This window comes from Methanolobus zinderi (genome assembly GCF_013388255.1).
In the GTDB taxonomy this organism is placed as follows: Archaea; Halobacteriota; Methanosarcinia; order Methanosarcinales; family Methanosarcinaceae; genus Methanolobus; species Methanolobus zinderi.
Window position 1 is genome coordinate 2,346,073 of record NZ_CP058215.1, and the last position, 21,830, is coordinate 2,367,902.

18 protein-coding genes and 1 tRNA gene are annotated in these 21,830 nt (G+C 41.2%); 7 read left to right on the top strand and 12 right to left on the bottom strand.

What is annotated here, in order from left to right; all coding sequences use genetic code 11:
- Positions 1 to 398 precede the first annotated feature (398 nt).
- The 3 genes from HWN40_RS11525 (at position 399) to HWN40_RS11535 (ending at position 5,901) form a co-directional block, all read left to right on the top strand.
- Positions 399 to 3,011, top strand: a complete 2,613-nt coding sequence (locus HWN40_RS11525; protein ID WP_176965871.1) for a tetratricopeptide repeat protein — start codon at positions 399 to 401, stop codon at positions 3,009 to 3,011.
- A gap of 1,497 nt (positions 3,012 to 4,508) precedes the next feature.
- The gene (locus HWN40_RS11530; protein WP_176965872.1) at positions 4,509 to 5,336 is read left to right on the top strand and encodes a hypothetical protein; all 828 of its coding nucleotides are present in this window, start codon (positions 4,509 to 4,511) and stop codon (positions 5,334 to 5,336) included.
- A gap of 55 nt (positions 5,337 to 5,391) precedes the next feature.
- Positions 5,392 to 5,901, top strand: a complete 510-nt coding sequence (locus HWN40_RS11535; RefSeq protein ID WP_176966402.1) for a gamma carbonic anhydrase family protein — start codon at positions 5,392 to 5,394, stop codon at positions 5,899 to 5,901.
- 32 nt (positions 5,902 to 5,933) lie between these two features.
- Here HWN40_RS11535 and HWN40_RS11540 read toward each other — a convergent pair whose 3' ends face one another.
- From HWN40_RS11540 to HWN40_RS11570, 7 genes are all read right to left on the bottom strand, one after another.
- Positions 5,934 to 6,614: a PEF-CTERM sorting domain-containing protein gene (locus HWN40_RS11540; RefSeq protein WP_176965873.1), complete on the bottom strand. Its 681-nt coding sequence runs from the start codon at positions 6,612 to 6,614 to the stop codon at positions 5,934 to 5,936.
- Positions 6,615 to 6,987: 373 nt separating this feature from the next.
- Positions 6,988 to 7,938, bottom strand: a complete 951-nt coding sequence (locus HWN40_RS11545) for a mechanosensitive ion channel domain-containing protein (RefSeq protein WP_176965874.1) — start codon at positions 7,936 to 7,938, stop codon at positions 6,988 to 6,990.
- Positions 7,939 to 7,996: 58 nt separating this feature from the next.
- Entirely contained in the window at positions 7,997 to 8,407 is a 411-nt protein-coding gene (locus tag HWN40_RS11550) for a DUF6144 family protein (protein ID WP_176965875.1), read from the bottom strand.
- 587 nt (positions 8,408 to 8,994) lie between these two features.
- Complete coding sequence (locus HWN40_RS11555; protein WP_176965876.1) at positions 8,995 to 9,789, bottom strand: helix-turn-helix transcriptional regulator; 795 nt, start codon at positions 9,787 to 9,789, stop codon at positions 8,995 to 8,997.
- A 497-nt stretch (positions 9,790 to 10,286) separates the two neighbouring features.
- A complete protein-coding gene (locus HWN40_RS11560) occupies positions 10,287 to 11,288 on the bottom strand; it encodes a CBS domain-containing protein (RefSeq protein ID WP_176965877.1) in 1,002 nt (333 codons plus the stop codon).
- 101 nt (positions 11,289 to 11,389) lie between these two features.
- Positions 11,390 to 12,166 (bottom strand): CBS domain-containing protein, encoded by a 777-nt coding sequence (locus tag HWN40_RS11565; protein ID WP_176965878.1) that lies wholly within the window; start codon positions 12,164 to 12,166, stop codon positions 11,390 to 11,392.
- 181 nt (positions 12,167 to 12,347) lie between these two features.
- A complete protein-coding gene (locus HWN40_RS11570; protein ID WP_176965879.1) occupies positions 12,348 to 12,953 on the bottom strand; it encodes a YkgJ family cysteine cluster protein in 606 nt (201 codons plus the stop codon).
- A gap of 361 nt (positions 12,954 to 13,314) precedes the next feature.
- On the opposite strand from HWN40_RS11570, the gene HWN40_RS11575 reads away from it, so the two are divergent.
- Entirely contained in the window at positions 13,315 to 14,112 is a 798-nt protein-coding gene (locus tag HWN40_RS11575; protein ID WP_176965880.1) for an archaellin/type IV pilin N-terminal domain-containing protein, read from the top strand.
- 195 nt (positions 14,113 to 14,307) lie between these two features.
- The gene (locus HWN40_RS11580) at positions 14,308 to 15,108 is read left to right on the top strand and encodes an archaellin/type IV pilin N-terminal domain-containing protein (protein WP_176965881.1); all 801 of its coding nucleotides are present in this window, start codon (positions 14,308 to 14,310) and stop codon (positions 15,106 to 15,108) included.
- A 248-nt stretch (positions 15,109 to 15,356) separates the two neighbouring features.
- Here HWN40_RS11580 and HWN40_RS11585 read toward each other — a convergent pair whose 3' ends face one another.
- On the bottom strand, positions 15,357 to 15,572 hold the full coding sequence (locus tag HWN40_RS11585; protein ID WP_176965882.1) for a hypothetical protein: 216 nt from the start codon (positions 15,570 to 15,572) through the stop codon (positions 15,357 to 15,359).
- A 237-nt stretch (positions 15,573 to 15,809) separates the two neighbouring features.
- Between HWN40_RS11585 and HWN40_RS11590 the strand changes: the two genes are divergently transcribed.
- Complete coding sequence (locus HWN40_RS11590; protein ID WP_246275912.1) at positions 15,810 to 16,070, top strand: amino acid permease; 261 nt, start codon at positions 15,810 to 15,812, stop codon at positions 16,068 to 16,070.
- Positions 16,071 to 16,326: 256 nt separating this feature from the next.
- On the opposite strand, the gene HWN40_RS11595 is transcribed toward HWN40_RS11590, so the two are convergent.
- The 3 genes from HWN40_RS11595 to HWN40_RS11605 all read right to left on the bottom strand — a co-directional run bounded on the left by HWN40_RS11595 (position 16,327) and on the right by HWN40_RS11605 (position 19,853).
- The gene (locus HWN40_RS11595) at positions 16,327 to 17,760 is read right to left on the bottom strand and encodes a TrkH family potassium uptake protein (RefSeq protein WP_176965883.1); all 1,434 of its coding nucleotides are present in this window, start codon (positions 17,758 to 17,760) and stop codon (positions 16,327 to 16,329) included.
- A 20-nt stretch (positions 17,761 to 17,780) separates the two neighbouring features.
- Positions 17,781 to 19,115 carry a Trk system potassium transporter TrkA gene (gene trkA / locus HWN40_RS11600; RefSeq protein WP_176965884.1) on the bottom strand — a complete coding sequence of 445 codons (1,335 nt, stop codon included), beginning with the start codon at positions 19,113 to 19,115 and terminating at the stop codon, positions 17,781 to 17,783.
- A 667-nt stretch (positions 19,116 to 19,782) separates the two neighbouring features.
- A tRNA-Gly gene (locus tag HWN40_RS11605) sits at positions 19,783 to 19,853 on the bottom strand.
- A 206-nt stretch (positions 19,854 to 20,059) separates the two neighbouring features.
- Between HWN40_RS11605 and HWN40_RS11610 the strand changes: the two genes are divergently transcribed.
- Positions 20,060 to 20,761 (top strand): alpha/beta hydrolase, encoded by a 702-nt coding sequence (locus HWN40_RS11610; protein WP_176965885.1) that lies wholly within the window; start codon positions 20,060 to 20,062, stop codon positions 20,759 to 20,761.
- A gap of 56 nt (positions 20,762 to 20,817) precedes the next feature.
- Here the strand turns inward: HWN40_RS11610 and HWN40_RS11615 are convergent, their stop codons facing one another.
- Positions 20,818 to 21,771: a mechanosensitive ion channel domain-containing protein gene (locus HWN40_RS11615; RefSeq protein ID WP_176965886.1), complete on the bottom strand. Its 954-nt coding sequence runs from the start codon at positions 21,769 to 21,771 to the stop codon at positions 20,818 to 20,820.
- Positions 21,772 to 21,830: the final 59 nt, after the last annotated feature.

Here is a 21,830-nt window from a genome sequence, read left to right on the forward strand (position 1 = left end):
ATATACATGTAACGAATAATAGTTTCTTATATCGATTCAAGTTCCTGCAATTGTCAGGAATTTTAGCAGGCACCAGATATTATTATTAAGTTCAGTTAATTATTGAATATTAAATTTTCTTGTTTTCAATTATTATTGGAAACAAAATATATTAAACCATCCTTTAGGCGAATATATAAACAAACTCTCTCATAAAACTGATAAATTCGTTATTGTCTTTCCTGAAAGCAGGATACAGAACAAAGCAGTTATCAAGCTAATGTTACATGTATAACCCTGTTACAGTAATATATACCGGGTTGGCCAGAAGATATAATAGTATCCAGAATACTGTCTGGCATTTATACCTTTAATAATCATATTCAGAGAAATACCTTATGTCCAAGCGATCACGAGATATGGCAGTCAGGCACCTGAACAGAGGGGTGTCCTTTATTGAGAAGGGGTTATACGCAGACGCGATCCAGGCCCTGGAGCAGGCAGAAGAAGAGGCACGGGATACAGATACTTCAGATATACTTGAGACTGTGCTGCACAGCTATGCAGACCTTCTGTTATCGGAAGGAAAAGAGGAAAAAGCCTTTGAAAAGTACACTGAGGCAGCAGAGATCATCACAGAGCTATCCGGAAAAGGCTACGAGACCACCGAAGAAAGCGCAGGCATATTCAGTAGTATAGCCCCGATACTTGAAAAGAAAGGAAACTCGTCAGAAGCAATACAAAAATATGAGCTTTCTGTCAGAGCCTATGAGAAACTTATCGAAAGAGAAAGCGATAATGTAACACATAGATCAAATGCAGCTTCCACACTGAACAATCTTGGCGCACTACTTGCCGAGAACAAGGACTACAAAACTGCCCAGGAGAATTTTCAGAAAGCCCTTGATATAATGGAAGAAATACCGGAAGACAAAAAGCAGGACATTAGTTTCCAGTTCAAGATGGCAACTATTCTAGGAAACCTCCTTGATCTTGAAGCCGATGCCGGACAGCTTGAAGATTCAGAGGACAGATACAGGCAACTTGTCGACACATACAGGAATATAGTCCAGGCAGACCCTTCAGAGAAATCCTACAAGGAAAGGTTATCACTGGCACTTGGCACATACGGGGACAGACTTGCACTTCTTGGTAAAAAAGATGAATCAAAGGATGCATACAAAGAAGCACTTGAGATACTAGATATTTGCGATGAGCCAGACAGTGAATGCGCTCTGAAGAAAGTGACCATCCTGAACAAACTTGCATCCCACTTTGCCGAACAGCAGTATCATGAAAGTGCAAAGAACAATCTTATAAAAGCCCTGGACATCCTGGAAAAGCTGCTTGAAGCTAATCCTGCGGATTCCGAAATTCGTCGAAGGACGGTTGCTATACTCGGCGAGCTTAACAGTCTTGTGGAAACAGAAGAAGCATCCGAAGCAAAACTTTCCTCTTACGGACTGATTGAGCGCTTGTCTGAGAAATTACTTGAAACTGATCCTTCAAACACTTCCTACAGGCTGAATGTTGCCTTTTCCCGGAACATCAAAGGAAATATCCTTGCAGGATTGAACCGAAATGAAGAAGCTGTTTCCGAGCTCAGGAGTGCAATAGATATTACAAGCGAAGAAACGCAGCTTGAGACGGACGATACTTACGCAAGTTCGGTGAGTATTCTCATCAATGATCTTGAACTCTTTGCAGACCATCTGGACGACAGGGAAGAACAGCTCCAGATCTATGGTACAGTCCTGAACAGGTTTGAGCTGCTTGCGGAATCCTATCCTGAAAATACAACAGTAAAAGCATCTATTGCAGGTGTTCTGGAAAAAATTGCCGGTATAATGACAGAGAAGGAGAATTACGAAAATTCTGAGTTCATTCTCAATGAAGCTGTAGCAATCTATGATGAACTGCTTTCACTGGAACCTGACAACGAAGAGTATCCGGATAAGCTGTCATCTGTTCTTTTATCCCTTGCAGACCTTAAGTCCGGACTAAAGGATCACGAAGGCTCACTTGAACTATACCTGAGACTTTTCAGGATGAAACCGGAAAACCGGGATACCGGGGAAAAAATAGACGCCACACTCACAGAAATGGAGAAGCTGGCAGAGGATACCAAAAGCAAGGATAGCCTGCTTGCAGAATATAAAAAACTGCTTGGGATCAGAGAAGAGTTAGTTGAGAGCGATTCCGGTAACACACAATATAATCACAGTTTCACCAGACTTAAAGAAAAGATCGCAGCGTTACTTATCGACACCGGACGTGCCAGAGAGGGAATAGAGATATTGATCTCTACGCTTTCAGCCCGGGAGAGTCCCTCAGCTATTTCCATGATCAGTAATTCCCTGGAAAAGTTCAGGAATTCTATTCAAACGGAAGCTGACATCAGCAAACAGATTCGGGATTATGGCCTGCTGCTGGAAGTATACGACAGGCTTGCTGACATGGAGCTTACAGATGAGAGTATACTGGAGGATAAAGCGGAGATACTGGAGAGGATTGCAGCACTGTATGATGAGAGCGGTTCAGCTGAAAAAGCCAGGGACCATTATGAATACGCACTTTCCGTTTATACTCAAATATACTCCGCCAGACCTCCTGAGGTTTCCGGACTGGTAAAAACAGGTAATCTGAAGTGCCGGCTGGCCTCTCTACTGACGGATACCGGCCACCGGGAAGATGCTGAGAAGATGTTCAGATCATCACTGGATGACTTCCAGAATTTGCTCGAAGATGAACCATACAGCATATCCTACCAGGAAAATGCAGCATATATACTGAACAACCTGGGTTATCTGCTACTTGAAGAGGGACTTTTCAGGGAAGCCAAGCCATTGTATGAGAACGCTCTCAAGATCTACATCCATATACTTGACCTCGAACCCGACAACGCATCCTGCAAGGCTAATGCAGCCTGCACACTCAATAATCTGGGTTACATACTTGAGAATACGGGAAGAGAGAAAGATGCCTTGTGGATGTATGAAAAAGCAAGGGAGCTGGGTGAAGACAATAGCTGAGAAAAAGATTTTGTACAGATAAGTGTGAGGAATTACCACAATCGTAAAAAGAGACGGGTTTTCTTTTTTAACGGAGGAATTTGTGGTAATTCTTCTTTGACAATAACCGATGACGACAATAACCCCATACATCCCGGCGTTGTGCCGGAATGTATCCACCATCGCTCATACTCCACTTATTTAGCTCATACTCCATTTTTGAATTTCTGCGGCAAAGGAATGAAGGCAAAGTTTATGTTTTGAGGGATTGAGGGGATGACTTTGCCCGGATCCTTTGAGATTTCGTTTTTTGATGAGGTCCATATCGAACCTGTATCCAAATTGGTCACTGCAGACAACCTGTCTTATCAGGTTTGTGGCTGCAATTCCTACTATAAAAACAAACTATATAAATATATCTATATTATTATATATAATAATACTCATAATGATGAGGTGTTGATGGTTGCCACATAATTGAAAATATCAGAAAATACGATCGGAAAACGGATATGAGAGCTTGTATTCTAATAAAGAGGAAGCTTGTTAAAAAGATATGCACAAACCCCGCCTATTACAAATATACGCATGAAATCCAGATTGTATGGCAAAGCTCCGCTTGCATAACATAACATCAGGCTAACAAGCAAGCCAATAAATATGGTATAAATCACAAGGTCTTCCATTTCCATATTGAATCACTTTTCAGTAATCCGGCAGGAAAGCATACTTGCCAGTTGATAGCTTCGTATAATATGAGTATCTGTCCTGCGTGGTTTCGGTAAAATGGTCCATATCATATAAAACAGTTAACACTGCAAAAACGGACAACTTTTTTAGTATCTCATAAGTCAGAGAATGCACATAGCATGCATATACACAAAAGCCTGTGAGAAGAATACAATAAAACGAAAAATAATCAATAAACATACAGGACCCTGTTTAACAGGGACCTTTTCTAATCAAACAAAGTCAGAAGATACGAGGTATCCGCAACTTCTGCAGTAATAGAATACATTCATACCCATTATCTGTCTTTTCAGCATTTCCCTGCATCGGAAACATATCTTATTCTTTTTTTCCTTAGATTTCAGTAAGCCCATTTTCCCCACCTCACACAATCATCATAGAAGAGTCCAGTCTTGCTGTCCCTTTTCTGGCCCAGTAGCCACATGTTTCACAAAACTGTATTCCTTTGCCATTCTCATCCAACCGGGATTTACACACCGGACATTTTTGTAACTGCTTCATTGTTTACCCCACTGTATCAGTGATAGATACGGACCCCCCAGGTAAATGATCTGAGAAGCCATCCCCGATAAGCCTATAGTGCCATGTTTTTATTTAAGCTAATCTGGAATGAAATTCATAAGGCATGCTCGGATAAGAATGCTTTTGAATTTTTAGTACTACCTTAAACACTATGCTCAGAATGAAAATAGGATCTGGACAGTAAAAATAAATACTTTATCAAAAATATGGAATATCTTAAAATCAATAAAGGATCAATATTATCTGATGGACATACACAGGACTGCAGCCTTCAACCGTCCCCTTGACCTGAACAATACGGGAAACTTCCTTATACTACTGATAACAGCAAGCGTAATACCCGCTTCAGTAATTTATCATTACTTTTCCACAGAATCGCTCATGAGTGCGGTATTAAGTGGTTTCAGGACAGGCATAATAGTGTTTCTTACCTGGGCAGTCTCCCGGGAACTTGATCCGGATAACGATTTATCCGCATTCGTAGCTGTAACCCTGGTATTGATATTTATTCCGCTATTAGGACAGGCATCTGTTCTGCCTATATTCTGGATTCTCCTGATCTTGCGTACCTTAAATCGCAGCTCAGGCGTCAGACCCGGCGTTTTAGATATGTTCTTTATACTGATATTGGGAACCCTGCTTACATCTACCGTATCCTGGATATATGGTGTTCTTACAACGCTTGGGCTTTTGCTTGATAGTAAACTGCCCCCATCTGACAGAATTCATTTTTGGGCTGGCATCTTTATGGGAATCATTACCTTATTATCCGTTTTACCTGAAGGTTTAATCCTACCAAACATCTCATTTTCGACATTACCGATACTGATCATAGTAGCGATACTGTTCCTCCCGGTGATCATGGGTTCCTCTGAAATAAAAAGCATTGCAGACAGGACCGAAGAAAAGTTAGATCCCACAAGAGTAATGATGGCACAGTTAATGGCACTGGTCGTGGTTCTTAGTTTTAGCCTGACAGAAGTTCATGGATGGTTGTATGCAATGTACTGTGTTCTTGCAGGTACAGGCCTGTACAGGATATTTTTCAGGAAACTGCTGCCTGAAGAACTATAAGGAAACAGGAATTATTAAACGATCACAGAAAGAAGAATGATACGAGGACGATATGATGATCATGGATTTCAAGAATAAGAGACCTTCAATCTCAGAGCAGGCATACATAGCTGATTCTGCAGACATAATAGGGGATGTTGAAATCGGAGATTTTTCAAGTATCTGGTTCAATGCCGTACTTCGTGGTGATACGGGCAGTATTCGCATAGGCAGCAGAACAAGTATCCAGGACAATGTTGTGATCCATGCGGACAGTCCCATGAATGTACATATTGGAAATGACGTCACTGTCGGACACGGGGCTGTGGTTCATGGTTGTACGATAGACGATAATGTGATAATAGGCATGAACTCTACGATACTCAACGGAGCACAGATTGGGAAGAACTCAATTGTCGGTGCAAACGCACTTGTTCCAGAGGGGAAGCGATTTCCTGATAACAGTATCATACTGGGAGTGCCTGCAAAGGTTAAAAGAGAAGCCACCGATCAGGACATGCAGAATATATCAGAGAATGCTGCAGAGTATGTTAGTCTTGCAAAAGAATATAAAAGTACAAAGTAGTGAAGAGATACTCTACAGGTAAAGCAGCCTGATTATATCTTCTTTCTTCCAAATACAAATGCTAGTGCAATTAACAGGGATACAGGAAGGAAAACCGATGGAAATTCAGGTATTTCCTCATATCCGGATACTCCTGAATAGTAAATCTGTGACTGGTCACTGCACATTTGCAGGCTGTTCTCACTTATTCCACTTACCCTTCCGGTGCTTGAGAAGTTACCTTCCTGAACAGTGAGTACATGTTCAAAAGTAATACTTTCATTTGCACTGAGAGAGTCACATTCTCCGATATCACCGAAGTTGTCGTCAGTTACGCAGACATCAATTAGTCCCGAACTTCCGCTGTTGATAACCATGTATGATATATTGACCTCTGAGCCTGAGACAAATGAAGGACCAGGGAAGGTAGCTGCATCCTGACCATCCAGCATGATCCTTATGTCGATATCATAATCTTCAGTTGACAGAGAAGAATCGGATTCATTATCCCTGGAATAGGTGACAGTACTGTGACCGCTATGTTTCCACCAACCGGGTTTTGTATCCGTTGCACCGGTCTCATTGTCATCCGGTGTTGACATCAGGGCTGGAGGATATGTCTCGTTATCGATCGGAGCAGGTGCATCATCAGTCAGTTCCTTCGGTAACTCTGGCAAAACGATTGCAATAAGTAATATAAATACAAGTATTGAGATAATACGTTTTGGCTCCATGGTCATACCTGACACTCAAGTTTTGTGACAATAATACCCTGTATATAAATTATATACAGATCCTGTATAATTAGGTATTGGCCGGCGCAATAGAATTTAAATTACTTAACATTAATACGAAATAATTTTCTGTATCTGTTTTTGAATTACTTCAAAAATTAAGATGCTGTTTAAATGTAAAAAAGGATTAGGTTAAATAAAAAAAAATAACTAATTTAGATTTACGGGTTAGGGAGTGAGAAAGAGAAGACGGGAGTGGGAGCGAGATGGAATATATCTCGGCTTCGCAAGGAAAGAGGCGCCAGATGCGTGGTAATTGTTATTCTATTGGCGCCTCAACCTACCATATACTTATTCCAACCCTTCTGAAAAATCAGCAATTTGTACCCCTTGTATCTGAATCACCCGTTCTGGAACTTTTCTGTAAAGACCTGTAGAGTATAGCCAGTATCTTATCCTTAATAATATCCCTGTCCGCATAGCAAGAACGATAGTATACCCTGATCTTCATGCCTTCTTTATCCGAATCCAGCCTTAGATCTATCCTGGAAGAGAAAGTTTTTCCTATTTCAGTATTGAGTTCTTCGGCGAGAGTGCTCAGGTCAAGAGAGATACCAGATGTATTTACAGGCGTTTTAGTGAGATACAGATCAAATTCAGTTGCAAACTGCCCTCTTCCATAATTGCGGATCGGTTTTTCGAGGAACAGCTTATTGGGTACTTTATAAAAATCATCATATGTTTCCGGAGAGTCGTCAAGCAGCACATAGAACATTCCTATATGTTTTACCATCCCCTCTATACCCTCAATGTGTATGTGATCCCCTATTTTGAAGGGTTTCTTTGTCAGCAGTATGAACCATGAGATATACGAAAGGATGACATCCCTGATCGCAAAGGCAAAACCCGTGGCAATCAGACCAAGGAATATTGCAATATCCTGAACTTGAATGCCTATTATTACAAATACATAGATCGTGGCTATCGTATACAGGAGAGCGATATACGCCTTGCTGAGCAGTATCCTCTGTTCGGGCTCGAATGCATCCCCGAACAGGTACATTATCCTGTTCACGGTCAGCCTTGCCACAATGGAAGCCAGGGCATAGGACATCAGGATAGTCAGCGCAAGGGACAGATAGTCTATAACCGCCTGTGGGATGCTTATAATGTTCTGCTGGTTGGCAAGAACAACCAAAGCCAGCAACAGTATAAGAAGCAGGAACAGAAGTATTGTCCTGTTGAGAAATTTATGCCTGAACTTACCCTTGATTTCATCAAAGTTTTTTGAATTTAGTTTTTCAGTGAACGGCTCTTTGGACATGGAAGTACCTTTTTAGATATCCAGGTCATTTAAGTTTATAAATCTTTATATAATCATATTACACCATAATTCGGAAGCGACACTCATTATCACCGGCAAGAATTGTCTTTTCCATCTTCACATCCACATCCCTGCCCAGTCCAAGTCTGAATTTTTTCTTGAGATTTCCCAGTGTGCAAAAGCAGAGTGTTTTGGAAGCGCCTTCAGTATTTTCATTTACAAGCGGACAATAGCACCTGTCAAAAACAACATAAACTTCATCGTTCTCGATACTGACCCTCCACTGCCGGGATAATTCTTTCAGAAATTCATCTTCGTTTGCGGCCAGGTCCCTGATATTCAGAAGTTTTTCATCCGTAAGATGAGTGAACGGACATTCTTCACCACATGATTCCATAACTTTGATTTTTACCTTCTCGTCCAGATTTTCATCCAGACTTTTAAGTAATTGCTTTACCCATGTATCCATGTGTCTTCTCCTTTCAAATAAAAATACTATCATGGAAGTAAATCAGCCTTATCCTTTGTAATCTCAAAGGTAAATTCAGTAAATTCAACACTTATCTTCGTATTTATCCGGGTCTTCAAGCTTTTATTTGTGATCATGTCCTGAATTTATTAGGTTAGTCTGATAAATCTTTGGATTCTGCCCCTGAATCTCTTTTCCCGAGTACACTCTCCACAGCAGCCTGTAAACTATATAACTTTATTCAAGTTTACATTGAGGTTAAAACTTAAGTTAACGTTGTAAATTCAATCAGGTTTACGTTAAATACCATAACGACAGATTTTTATATGCGGATTTATCCACAATCCGCCAGAGTGGGGACAGCACTTGTCGGGGTATCTGGGTCGTATCTCGAGTCTACAAGAACAATGATGCCTGTTTGACATTTTAGTGGCATCTATCCCTACCTCCTGATTGGAATATAAACTCATATTAAGTCATAATTGTTTTTCAACAGGAGGCATGAACACGACTCACATACGGAAAATCTGCTGTAGACTCTCCACCTCTGCAAACATCGAATTTTTAAGTGGCCACAGAATAAAAGATCAGATATCCATAACCTTTGTAGAGCTATTTCTATAATAGTCAAAAAATTCCCTGCCCCATTTAAGAGCGCTCTGACTACCGGATATGAAGCGTTTGTTGTCATAGTAGTTCTCGTTTGTCAGGAGCATGAACTGAACATAGTAGTCATTTTCCGAAAAAGATAGGAAATGCATTTCTTCCGGATAAATATACAGATCAGTATGCTCATTTTGTATCAATCTTTTAAACTTTTCATGTTGTTCGGACTGTATCTTTGCAAACAGTCCCCGGCTGAGAACCACTGATACATCCACACCCTTATCAAGAAGTTCCAGAAATAAAGATATAAACATGGGATGAAGGTATGTAGTGACCATATACAGTGAATCAGAAACCCTGGATTTTTCCTGCAAGGTGTTATCGAACTCATATATTTCAGATAGACGTGGTTCTGATATTGTGAAAGGCCCCAGCTCCTCGATCCTCTCCAGAAGTCTGTGGGGAATAAAATCCAGCCTGTGATCTTCCCAGTAGCCGTTATTGGAATCAAGGAAATCAAGTATACCCATAAGAGGTTTCATTTCTTTGACAAGCAGATCACCGATGGTTGTCAGCGCATAGGATCCGGAAGAACCCGTTTGCTTTTTTACCAGATACTGATCCTCCAGTATTTTTATTTGAAGGGCTAAAGGCTGTTTTTCAATATGCATGATATCCATGATAGTATCAAGGTCCCTGGGGCCCTCATTAAGTAGCAAAAGCAGATCTTTTCTGATATCCGACATGAAAAGTACGTCAAAAAGTAATTCTTTCATTTCCCGATCATCCCCAAAACTAAAAACCCCGCTCCAGCCCTTAATTCAGCTGATTCGGGTATTTTTCTGTTGCGGGTTGAAGTAGAATTGAATAAGCAGAGAAGTATCATACAGTTCGAAAATAAGTTTCACAGATGTTTAGCCGATATTGAATCCTGAATACTTTGATTGCCTGCCTTTAATTTATTTAGCTAAAAGTGAAGAAAGACACTTCCAGGCATCACTCCTTGCAGAACCGGGATATCTGTAATACCCCTGAAAACAATTCTCCCCCCTGATACTCCATTTCGACCCACATAAGATACTTGGCTTGCTCTTATTTAAGCAATCCCTTACTTAATTTTCAATAGCGGGCTCTTAATAGAGATGACGTGATATTTATCTGCGGTATTGATTTTTAATAATGCCTGATTTTCAGCAGATATAAAAACAAAAAAACAAGGACAACATCAGTATTAACTCAAAACCGAAAGGAAGATATTATTTACTTATCTTCCTTATTCGGACATTGCCTTCAAGAAGTCCTTTTCTGTCAGAATCCCTGCAAGTTCCCCATTATCCATCACAGGAAGTGAACCAATGTTGTTATCCAGCATGAGATGTGCAGCACTTCCCATATCCGCATCCTTGTTTATACTGACAGGTTCTTTAGCTATCAGTGAACTTACAGGTTCGTTAAGCGCTTCGTGGACGTTTCCTGTCATTAGCCTGTGGAATGCATCACCACTGCCCAGGAAATGCATTATATCAGAAGCTGTGACCATACCGATTATATTTCCTTTATCCACCACCGGCACTCTTCTGAATCCGTTATCTATCATCATCTTTGTTACAGCACCGATACTTGTGTCCGTTGCCACGGATTTCACTTTCCTGGTCATATAGTGGGCCACTCTCTTGGAGGTCATGACACCCCCTGAAAAACGGAGAAAGTCCTTCTCCGTGCAGATGGCACGTACATGTCCTTCACTGTCTACAACAGGAAGACCTCCGGAAATATTATCCAGCATCTTGCTTACAGCCTCATCAATAGCTGCACCATCTGAAATGCTGTCGGCTTCATTCTGCATGATCTCTTTTACAGAGGCATTCACAGCCGCAAGCAGATTGCCTTTGTAATGGTTCTCAATGAGCAGGTTCTTACTGCCACCTCCAAGGAAATCAATTACATCCACCGATGTCACCATTCCTTCAAGCCGGTTCGTACCAGCATCTGTCACCGGTATATGCCTGAAACCCTTCTCTGTCATGGTTTTGATGGCAGAGATGATCGTGGTGGTCGGCGGGATTATAACCACATCCCTGGTGGAAACAGACATTATACTGCCTTCATGTTCGGCTATCCTTTCATCAAAGTCAATAGGACCGGCACGGATAATGCCGTTACTTCCGTATCTGAGGGGATCTTTACTATTAAGAGACCTATCACCTGAGTTTTGTTTTTCCCGTACTTTCATCTTTTTCTGATCTTCCATGGAACGCTTATCACGAATATTCATTTTATAACACCACACTCACTAAGATTAGCTGACCTTCGATCCCAAAAAATGCCGCAATGAAATTTTTTGGCAGTTTTTTTGAATAGTCTGTAAAACCAGGATCACCGGATTCCTGTTCCTGTAAGACATGCCTTCAGAAGGTCATGTCTGTCGGCAATTCCCACCAGTTTGTTTTCATTCGTAACGCTGATCCTGCCGATATTGCGTTCAAGCACTGTCTGGATGGCTTCACTGACAGAAGCATCAGGAGACAGAGAATAAAGAGGAGTTGACATAACTTTCTCAACCTTTGCTGCATCACCCGAGCCCCTGCCATGCATGTCACTGGAGCCTATCCTTGCATATCCCGACCTTATTATATCACTCCGGGTCACAATGCCCATAGCCTTATTTTTATGGGAAACAACAGGAATGCCCGTATAATCCCATTCTAGCATATGCGACCATAGCTTTGCAATATTCTCGTCAGGATATGTGGTCTCCACTGATTTTGTCATGACATCCTTCACAGTCTTAGGTGATTTTTTTGTGGGATGTATGTGCCTCAGGATATCCGCTTCACTTACGACTCCAACCAGAGTCCTGTCAACAGTTGAAGCAATTACCGGTGCACGATGCTGCTTTGCTTCAAGGAGAAGTTTGGCAGCCACCATTATATCTGTATCCGGTGTGATCGCGGGATACTCCCTTACATAACCCCTGACTGTCACATTGGATTTATTGGACTTTACGTTAAGTACATCCTGATCTGTCAGGATGCCCACGACTCTCTGCTTCCCGTCCAGAACAGGAAGACCTCTCATGAAATTGTCCCTCATGATCTGTCTGGCATGGGTAATATAATCATCCTCCCTGACAGATACAGGGTTCTTTGACATTATCTGGCCGACTTTTATTTTTTCACTCCCTGGGGCAAGTAGCTGATATTACAGATTTCTCCCCATGGAAAAAATATGAACCCGCAATTATTTAAATGCACCTTTTGCCAGTAGAGATTATACAAAGGCGTATAAAGAAAATAATTAAGTTTGTTTCTGAAAATATCTCAATACATCGAACTTACTTTGAAAGGGCATTCCGAATTTTTTTGGCATTTTTTGAAGTTAAGAACATTGAAAGCATTTCCAGCTCATCAAAGGGGATCTGCATCTCCTTCAATATGGTTTTGAAGTGAAATTCCTCAAGTTCAGATGCATACAGCTCCATATTTTTCTGCCATTCCTCCGAGATCCTGAGCTTTTCTTCCTCTGATATTCCAGACTTTGTACTTGAATCCACAATCCAGGAGGCAAAATCCCGTATGATCGAAAAACCTATGGGACACGGCTGCAGGCCAATGGAGTTCCCGGAACTGTTTACCTTAAATGGATAAAGACCACAAACAGTAGGTCTTTTGTCATATACATCGCATCTGCCGGTCCTGTTCAGAAACGAACACGGTGCGCTCATGAGATACAGCCCGGGATAGATATCTGCATCAACAATCGCACCCGCCTTTACAGAATCCAGGATTGTGAGCATTTTCATTTCGTCTTCGAAAAGGTGGATCTGCCCTTTGCTGCAACAGTGTGCTCCGCAACTATCAGGGCATTTATAGTGTTTCAGGATGTTCTGAACAATGTTATAGCGAATCGCCTTTTTTACAGCAGCGCTAATTTCTGTCAAGCTTTTTTCACCTTTTTTAGGTCTTTACGGACGTTTTAGAATCGTTTGTATAGATAAAAAAACCAGATATAATGGTTTTGCTTGAAAGCAAGTGAAGAAATACAGTTTTCAAGATATAAATTGTGCAAAAGTGACTAAAAAAGATATAAAACGTATCAGGGATGTTTGATGATGTTCCAATAATCAATATTTTCCAGCCAACAAACATAGCAAAAATCGATAGCATCAATCGAAAAAAATCTACGAGAAGTACCGCCACATATTTATATACAATTTTGCTATACAAACACACATATAAAAATGTTCAAATAATACACATTTTAACAAAACCACCCGGTTTATGCTGCCAGAGAGTGTTAGAATGAAACAAAACAGAAAATCATACATCAGATCAGATAAAACTGCACAGATAGGAATTGGCACTCTCATAATATTCATTGCGATGGTATTGGTAGCAGCCGTCGCTGGCGCTGTATTAATACAGACAAGCGGAGTACTGCAACAAAAGGCACAATCCACCGGGAATCAGGCGACAAAGGAAACATCGTCAAATCTCCAGATAAAGGAGATAGAAGGAATTCGTGCAAAGACTTCAGCAACCAATATGTCCCTGACGGTGGACCTGCTGAGAATAAATGTGGGGCTTAATGCAGGAAGCGAACCTGTCGACCTGAGCCAGGTGATAGTAAGCATATCAGACGGGACCACTACCAATGAGCTTGTCTACGCCGATGAGGATAAAGCAGGCGTAGGGACGATGGATTACTATTACACCAACGGCACCCTCACCAACCACTTAAGAGCACTTACCATGCGCGGGGATCCGACACCGAATATCCCACATTTCTTCATAGCTGAAAAGGTAAGGGATGAAGACGGTTCGTTCACACAGAATAACCCGACGATCAATACCGGAGATCTTGTTGACCTATATGTGGGTACGGTAAGTGAAGATGCCACCGCTTTCAAGTACCTGTACCTTGTGGATACAACAGGAGGACCCGGCGGAGCAGCACCACTAAAGGCCTCAGGATTCACAATAAGCCCGCGAACTGAACTCAGGATAATACTGACACCGGAATATGGTGCAGCAGCCACTGCCGATATGGTAATGCCGTCCACATACGGTTCAGTGGAAAATCTTAAGCTGTATCCCTGATATTATCAGATTACAGTACATTTTTATTATTTTTTAGCACTCTTATACAATTACTTTTACTTTTTATTTCAAAAATGTATTATGCTGAATATTAGAGAGACTTTTCTGTAGATTTATACATAAATATAAATATATAAACAGAGAAAACAGTGTAAGAAATACACAATATTATAACATTGTCCTGAGAGTGATAGAATGAAGGCAAATAACAGACCACGTTCATTAAGGAGCGACAATGCACAGATAGGTATTGGTACCCTTATCATCTTCATTGCAATGGTTTTGGTAGCTGCTGTTGCGGCTGCGGTATTGATCCAGACAAGCGGCGTACTCCAGCAGAATGCTCAGGCTACCGGTAAGCAGGCAACGCAGGAAACGTCATCAAATCTCCAGGTAAAAGAGATAGAAGGTATTCGTGCAAGAACCTCTCCTACTAACATGTCCTCAACGGTTGATCTTCTCAGGATAAATGTCGGACTCAACGCAGCCAGCGAACCTGTTGATATCGGACAGGTGATAATTACCATAACTGACGGGACCACTACAAATGAGCTGGTCTATGCGAATGAGGAAAAAGCTTCTGTGGGAGGAAGCATGCCCGAATACAATACAAGCCAGGACCTGACAGGACGCCTCAGAGCTCTTACTCTTCGCGAAGGAACAGAGTCAAATGCAGGAAATTTCTTTGTCGCCGAAAGGGTAAGGGATGAAGACGGGTCATTTACCCAGAGAACGCCTACCATGAACAGCGGCGATCTTATTGATATATACATAGCTACTACAAGCACAACAGCTACTGCACACGACTATCTCTACCTCGTAGATTCCACAGGCGGTGAAGGCGGGGCAGCACCTCTGAAATATTCAGGACTCAATCTCTATCCCAGGACAGAAGTGAAGATAGTCCTTACTCCCGAAGCAGGAGCAACAGCTACTGTTGATATGATATTACCTTCAACATACGGGTCCGTGGAGAATATCAGACTCTTCCCCTGAGAGAATCTGATTAAATCCTATTTTCTATTTTAAGAATAAAACGTGGCTACCTGTTTCCTCTCAGCCACATCTCACATATTCTTAAAAGAAATTTGATCTCACAAAACGCTGAATGTGGTATAAGATCTGCCTGAAGTTTCGTTTCAGAAAAAACGTCAAAGTAAGTAAATGACCAGGAATGTAAAAAAAATGCTGTAACGTAGCACGTTACAGGCTGCTGATCAATGAAGCGATATTTTACGGTATTTTTAGCTTATACTTATAAGCTGGTTATTTGCTTTGATGAACTGATGCCTGAGTTTCATCAGCCTGTTTTCCAGTCCTATTAACTGATCTCCTGCTCCTATCTGCTGATTTCCTATCCCCGTAACCTGACTTCCTGACCCTATGGTCAGTGTATTGGGATATCCACACCTGGGGCACGGTGAAAGCATACTGAACGTGCCCTCATTCCCCATACCCATAAACGCGATACGATCTTGCCGTATTTCCTTGTTTATGAGGCAGCTACATTGCGGATTCATGCAATGGAAGTTAACATACATTTATATTCCTCATAAAGTGGTATATTCCAACCCTTTTATAAATTTATTGCCTATTTAACAATTATGAAAATGTTGAATTGACTGTCTTTGAGATTGTGTATTTAAACCGGACATATACGGAAAATATTATGTATGAGAGTGTTTTTCTAATCTAATGTGCCAATAGATGATGATATCCGAGTTAGCCTGAGCAGGGACCTTACACTTTTTGATATAACGATGATAGGGATTGCCGGGATGATCGGTGCGGGTATTTTCGCGCTCACCGGCATCGCTACAGGAATAGCCGGACCTGCTGTCCTGCTTGCGTTTCTATTGAATGGTATAATCGCAACTTTTACCGGGCTTGCATATGCAGAGCTTGGTTCTGCCATTCCCGAAGCCGGTGGAAGCTACCTGTGGGTCAAGGAAACGTGATTATATGCGAACATGTCATAATCCCCCATTCAATAACTTTCAATTAGTGAGCCGAATTCTAAAAGTATGATAATTAATAGATATCTGTTATGAAGAATGTAGCGTTAAGTATAGGTATCTTGTTATCAGTTACGGGAGGATTGTGGCATATTCAGACAGGAAATACTGTTTCCTTAATTATCACTGCTCTAGGAACAGGATGTATAGCCATATATATGGCACAGTCTGAAATTGATTATAATTAAATCAATTCTGATTATTCTTCCCAAAACTCAGGCAAGAACAAAACAAAGACAGTAAGCAATTCCAATCTTCCAAATAGCATATTGCCTATTAGCATAACCTTTCCAAGGAAAGGGATTACGTCAAAATTAGCATAAGGCCCTACTATATTAAATCCGGGGCCTATATTTCCAATGGTGGCAAAGGATGCCGTCAACGAACTTACAATGTCAACTCCCTGCAGGGCAAGTACAGAGGCTGTGAAGAATGATAAAAGTATGTATAGGCCCAAAAAAGAAACAACAGACATAATAACGTTTTCTGGAACAGCCTTGCCGTTGAACTTTATAGGTCTGACAGACTTTGGATGAAGTAGCCTGAACAGTTCCCTAAAACTTAATTTCACGAACAAAAGTGATCTAACAACTTTTACACCACCTGCTGCCGAACCAGCAGTTCCGCCTACGAACATGGCAGCAAGCAGAACAAACTTGGCAGAATCAGACCACATGTTAAAGTCCACAGTTGCAAACCCTGTGGCTGTGGATATGGAAACTACTTGGAATATGGCATATCTGAATGATTCAAAGATGTTCTGGTAAGCATCCTGCCATAGAACCACTGACAATACAAGTGTCAGGGATATTAGTATTAAGCTATATGTTCTGAACTCTTCATCTTTGATCAGGCTGCTCCTGTCAGAAAAGATTGTTCTGTAATAGAGAGCGAAGTTTGCACCTGCGGCAAACATGAACAGAGTTATAATGCTTTCTACCAGAGGACTATTAAAAGCGGCGATTCCCTCTCCATATGGCGAGAAACCGCCACATCCCATTGTTGAGAACGTATGTGTTACAGCATCGTAAAGGGAAAGACCGGCTAACAACAAAGCTACCACTTCAAGTGAAGATATAACGAAGTACACTGACCATAATGTTTTAGCAGTGCTCCTGATTCTTGGTTTTAATTTGTCTTCCATGGGTCCCGGAGCTTCTGCACGGAACAGTTGTCTTCCGGCAACACCAAGTTTAGGAAGAATTGCTATGAACAATACAATAATTCCCATTCCACCTATCCATTGTGTCATACTACGCCAGAAAAGAAGACTTTTAGAGTATGCCTCAATATCGACCAAAACAGTGGCTCCGGTGGATGTAAAACCCGACATTGTTTCGAATATGGAGTTGATGACCGAAACGCCTTCAAGCATAAAGGGGATTGATCCGAAAATTGCAGCCGTTATCCATGCAAAAACTACAATTGCCAGTCCTTCTTTTACTTTCCACTCACCTTCAACTCTATAGACACGAGATAAGATAATGCCAAGAATACCTGTGATAGCTATTGTTATTCCAAAAGGCAACAAAGATTCGCCATAATAGACAGCTACAAGCAGAGGCACGACCATTACGAGGCTTAAAAACTTCAATAAGTTGCCTGCAAAATTAAAAATGATCGTATAGTTCATTTTTTAACGTTCCTGATCTTTCACTTGAACAGTTTTTCGACTTTAGTGTTTGCTGATTGCAGAGCAAAAACCACTACTCTGTCCCCTTCTTCTATAACATAGTCACCCCGGGGAACAACGGTGTTACCATTATGGACAACCATACTTACAATAGAACCCGAAGGGAACTTGACTTTTTTCAATGGTTTTCCTACAATCTTTGATTTCTTAGAAGCTGTATATTCAACGATCTCCGCTTTTTCACCTTCGATGGTCGTAACGGTCTCAATTCCCTGGTCCATAGTGAGTTTTAGAACCTCATTTACCGTGGTTTGTCGGGGGCTTACTGCACTATCTATGCCGACCATCTCAAAAAGTGAAACATAATCAGAACGATCAGCCCTGGCTATTACCTTCTTCGCTCCGAGATGTTTAGCTATAAGTGCGCAAAGGAGATTTTTTTCGTCACTATTGGTCACCGCTATGACAACGTCCATATCTCCAACACCTTCGTCTTTAAGGAGATTGATGTCTGTACCATCACCATTAAGCACAAGCGTGTCTGGCAGTTCTTCTGCAATTTGCACAGAACGTGCCTTGTTAGCCTCAATAATCTTTAAATTGAATTCACCCATAGAGACAAGTTTCGCAAGATAGAAGCCTACAATTCCTCCACCTATAATCATGACATCGCTATGTTTGCCTGCCTTTTCACCGAACATGTCACGAACTTCTTTCATTGCGGCAGGTTTTCCGATGACGACAATGTGATCGTTTTCCTGTATAGTATCCTGCCCGCGAGGTATGATCACCTGTGCATCTCTGAAAACTGCACTAACTATACAACAATTGGCAAGATTAAGTTCCTGGAGATTTTGACCAATTAGTTTATTATCCTCCGCTATGGAAAACTCCATCATCTCCACTTTGCCCTCTGCAAAGTATTCAGCACCTATAGCATAGGGAATTGCCAGAATTTCGGCAACTTCCGAGGCAAGTGTCAGTTCAGGACATATCATTGTATCTATGCCTATCTGCGGACGTTCAGCAATAGGTTTGTCAATATAATCCGGATTACTTACTCTTGCAACTGTGTTCACATGCCTACTATCTTTAACTAGAAGCTTTGATGCCATACAGGCAACAATGTTTACCTCATCAGAACCCGTAACTGCAGCAAGAAGGTCAGCATCATCAAGCACAGTATTGAGAATTGAAACATCAGCACCATTACCCTGTATGACCTGAACATCGAGTTGATCAGCACGTTCGCATGCTTGCTCACTCTGATCAATGATAATGATGTCATTTGCCTGATGAAGTGCCTTTGCAATATGAAACCCGACTTCACCGGCTCCGATGATTACAATTTTCATACTATCCCTTCATATGATATACAAAGAATAAACATTTCATATAAACGATATTAGTTTTAAATCTTGCCGTACTTTTCTAAGCTGGTTTCAAAGTACAAATGCTTTATTCGACACTTAGTGTAGGGATTGAGTGGATTTAGAAGAATACTCAGATGAAAATTGTAGATTTATCAAACCACATTTACCACCACAAACCTATTACCAGGAGAAAGAGAGTAGATGACACCATAAGGTCAGCAATTATTTTCTTTTACTGGTTACAATCTGCCATCTTGCTTAGTTCTGGTGTCACGATGCGGAGAAGGAATAATATGATGGTCACAAGGCATGAAGCCAATTGCAGAACCGGTTTTTAATCCGTTCTGTATTTTACTTCATTTTTGACTACAAGTTAATGAAGTTTGTTTCATGATCGGGTTTTACCCCGTCAGGATTTTAGCTTCATTTTGCAGCTTACTTTCCTTGCGACCAATTAAAAGTATGTGCTTTACCATAGACGCCCATATAACTGCAGATTATATTAATGAGAGATTTAAAAGTCAAGACAATCTCTGTTAATTTCAGACGAGGTTTAGAAAAATCATTATTTTGTGTTAACTCCAATTAATTATACTAGTAACATCCTAAATAACAGGATTATTTAGAAACATTGATATAATTGTTTTATTGCGGCTGCCGGGATTCGAACCCGGGTTAAAGGCTTGGGAAGCCTCTGTCATACCGCTAAACCACAGCCGCACGTTAAAAACATCTATAATTTGTATTGCAGACTGAGATTATAGATTTTGTGGTGATGGAAAGAGTCACCCACATAAAACGATATTTGAGCTTAAACCCGAATCCTTTGGATTAATTTTATTCAATGCAGCAGCAATTTCTTCGGATTTTTCCCAATGCAAGCTTTTTTAGGTATCCAGCAATTAAACTTCTCAAGGAAGAAAATTATGATTAAACACGATTTAATGATCGACAATATACCGGCTGTATTATGGGGTGAGGACAGTTCAAAACTGTATGTGGCAGTGCATGGAAACATGTCACACAAAACTGACACTCCAATTTCCATTCTTGCTGAAGAAACGATTCCATTGGGTTATCAGGTACTTAGTTTTGATCTGGCGCAGCATGGAGACAGAAAAGATGAGCCTGTAACCTGCAAGGTTCAGAACTGTGTCAGCGACCTTTGTAAAATCATGGACCATGCACGAACAAAAGCTACTGATATTTCCTTATTTGCCTGCAGCATGGGAGCGTACTTCAGTTTGCTTGCGTATAAGGAAATGCCCCTACAGAAATGCCTGTTCCTTTCCCCCGTTGTCAACATGGAACGCATCATTGACAATCTAATGACAGGGTTCAACGTAAGCAAGGAACAGTTAGAGATTGAGAAGGAAATCCCCACTCCCGTCGGACAGACATTATACTGGGATTATTATTGCTATGTTAAAGATAATCCTGTGGTTCGCTGGGATATCCCGACTGCAATTCTATACGGAAAAGAAGACAAACTTTGCGAATTTGATTTTGTGAATTCTTTTGCAAAGGAATTCAATTGCAGCCTGAAAGTAATGGAGAATGGCGAACATTTCTTTCACACACCTGAACAACTAAACTATTACAGGCAATGGTTGACAGAACATATCTGAAAAAAGAAGAATCGATTACTAGTAATCGTCAGCTCTTCAAGCATCATATCCATCTTTCAGATCGAATAGCTCACAGCTTTGTTCTCGTGGATGCCGGCGATATCAGGGGCTCCTGTGAGACCTAGCTCTTCCAGGATTATGCTGATAAGCTGGTGGCGTATCCTGTCCCTGGCCTCGAAGGTGGATTTGTATTCGGTTATAAGTTTCACGCCGTCCTGGTCGGAGCCAAGATGGAAAAGCGCATCACCGTGACCGATGGATCCGGCCTTTTCCCTTATCTTCTCGATCCTCTCATCCAGGTATGCTGGGATTTCCTCAAGGTAGAGGTCAAAACTGAGTTTGAACCTGCCCCTGCCATGGTTTCTTATTGAGTTCTCAAGGAAGGTCTTGTTCGGGATCTTATAGAAATCGCTGTACACATGAGGGTAGGGATCTACCACAACGTAGAACAAGCCTACATGCTTCACGATTCCCTCTTCCTCGCCCACTTCTATATAGTCGCCTATCTTGAATGGTTTCTTTGTCAGCAATATGAACCATGCAAAGTAGGAGAGCAGGATATCCCTGAGCGCAAAGGCAAAACCCGTGGTAAGCAAACCAAGGAATATGGCTATGTTCTGAAGGCTCAGGCCAAGCTGCCAGAAAACAACCAATGCCGCCACAGAGTATATGAAAGCCATATACATCTTGCTCAACAGAATCTTCTCTTCCTGCTCGCCTGCATTACCAAAGCTGTCGGGGATCAGGTAAACTGTCAGTTTTATAAGCACGGTCGCCATAATAAAAGCCATCAATAAGAGGACAGTGGTTTCCAGGAAGGCGAGCACCAGACCAGGAACCGTTATCAGTTCCTGATTGTTGGCTATTATCACAGTTTCAAGTGGAAGGACACCTAAAATAAAAAGGATTATCAGTTTACTGAAATCCTTGCTGAACGTCCTTGCCTTATCTTTATACTTGTTTAACGCTTCGTCAGCTTGTGTTGTTCGGGGTGACTTCTTGTCGGGCATTATCTGATTACTTTTTGCGTGGCTAAAAGGCATTCAAATTTTATTGCCAGTAATCAGAA

Coding starts and splice junctions, on each gene's coding strand:
- HWN40_RS11540 (WP_176965873.1), bottom strand. CDS start 6,614: ATGGAGCCAAAACGTATTATCTCAATACTTGTATTTATATTACTTATT.
- HWN40_RS11550 (WP_176965875.1), bottom strand. CDS start 8,407: ATGGATACATGGGTAAAGCAATTACTTAAAAGTCTGGATGAAAATCTG.
- HWN40_RS11615 (WP_176965886.1), bottom strand. CDS start 21,771: ATGCCCGACAAGAAGTCACCCCGAACAACACAAGCTGACGAAGCGTTA.
- HWN40_RS11580 (WP_176965881.1), top strand. CDS start 14,308: ATGAAGGCAAATAACAGACCACGTTCATTAAGGAGCGACAATGCACAG.
- HWN40_RS11585 (WP_176965882.1), bottom strand. CDS start 15,572: ATGGGTATGGGGAATGAGGGCACGTTCAGTATGCTTTCACCGTGCCCC.
- HWN40_RS11545 (WP_176965874.1), bottom strand. CDS start 7,938: ATGTCCAAAGAGCCGTTCACTGAAAAACTAAATTCAAAAAACTTTGAT.
- HWN40_RS11535 (WP_176966402.1), top strand. CDS start 5,392: ATGATCATGGATTTCAAGAATAAGAGACCTTCAATCTCAGAGCAGGCA.
- HWN40_RS11565 (WP_176965878.1), bottom strand. CDS start 12,166: ATGTCAAAGAACCCTGTATCTGTCAGGGAGGATGATTATATTACCCAT.
- HWN40_RS11560 (WP_176965877.1), bottom strand. CDS start 11,288: ATGAATATTCGTGATAAGCGTTCCATGGAAGATCAGAAAAAGATGAAA.
- HWN40_RS11525 (WP_176965871.1), top strand. CDS start 399: ATGGCAGTCAGGCACCTGAACAGAGGGGTGTCCTTTATTGAGAAGGGG.
- HWN40_RS11530 (WP_176965872.1), top strand. CDS start 4,509: ATGGACATACACAGGACTGCAGCCTTCAACCGTCCCCTTGACCTGAAC.
- HWN40_RS11595 (WP_176965883.1), bottom strand. CDS start 17,760: ATGAACTATACGATCATTTTTAATTTTGCAGGCAACTTATTGAAGTTT.
- HWN40_RS11575 (WP_176965880.1), top strand. CDS start 13,315: ATGAAACAAAACAGAAAATCATACATCAGATCAGATAAAACTGCACAG.
- HWN40_RS11610 (WP_176965885.1), top strand. CDS start 20,060: ATGATTAAACACGATTTAATGATCGACAATATACCGGCTGTATTATGG.
- trkA (WP_176965884.1), bottom strand. CDS start 19,115: ATGAAAATTGTAATCATCGGAGCCGGTGAAGTCGGGTTTCATATTGCA.
- HWN40_RS11555 (WP_176965876.1), bottom strand. CDS start 9,789: ATGAAAGAATTACTTTTTGACGTACTTTTCATGTCGGATATCAGAAAA.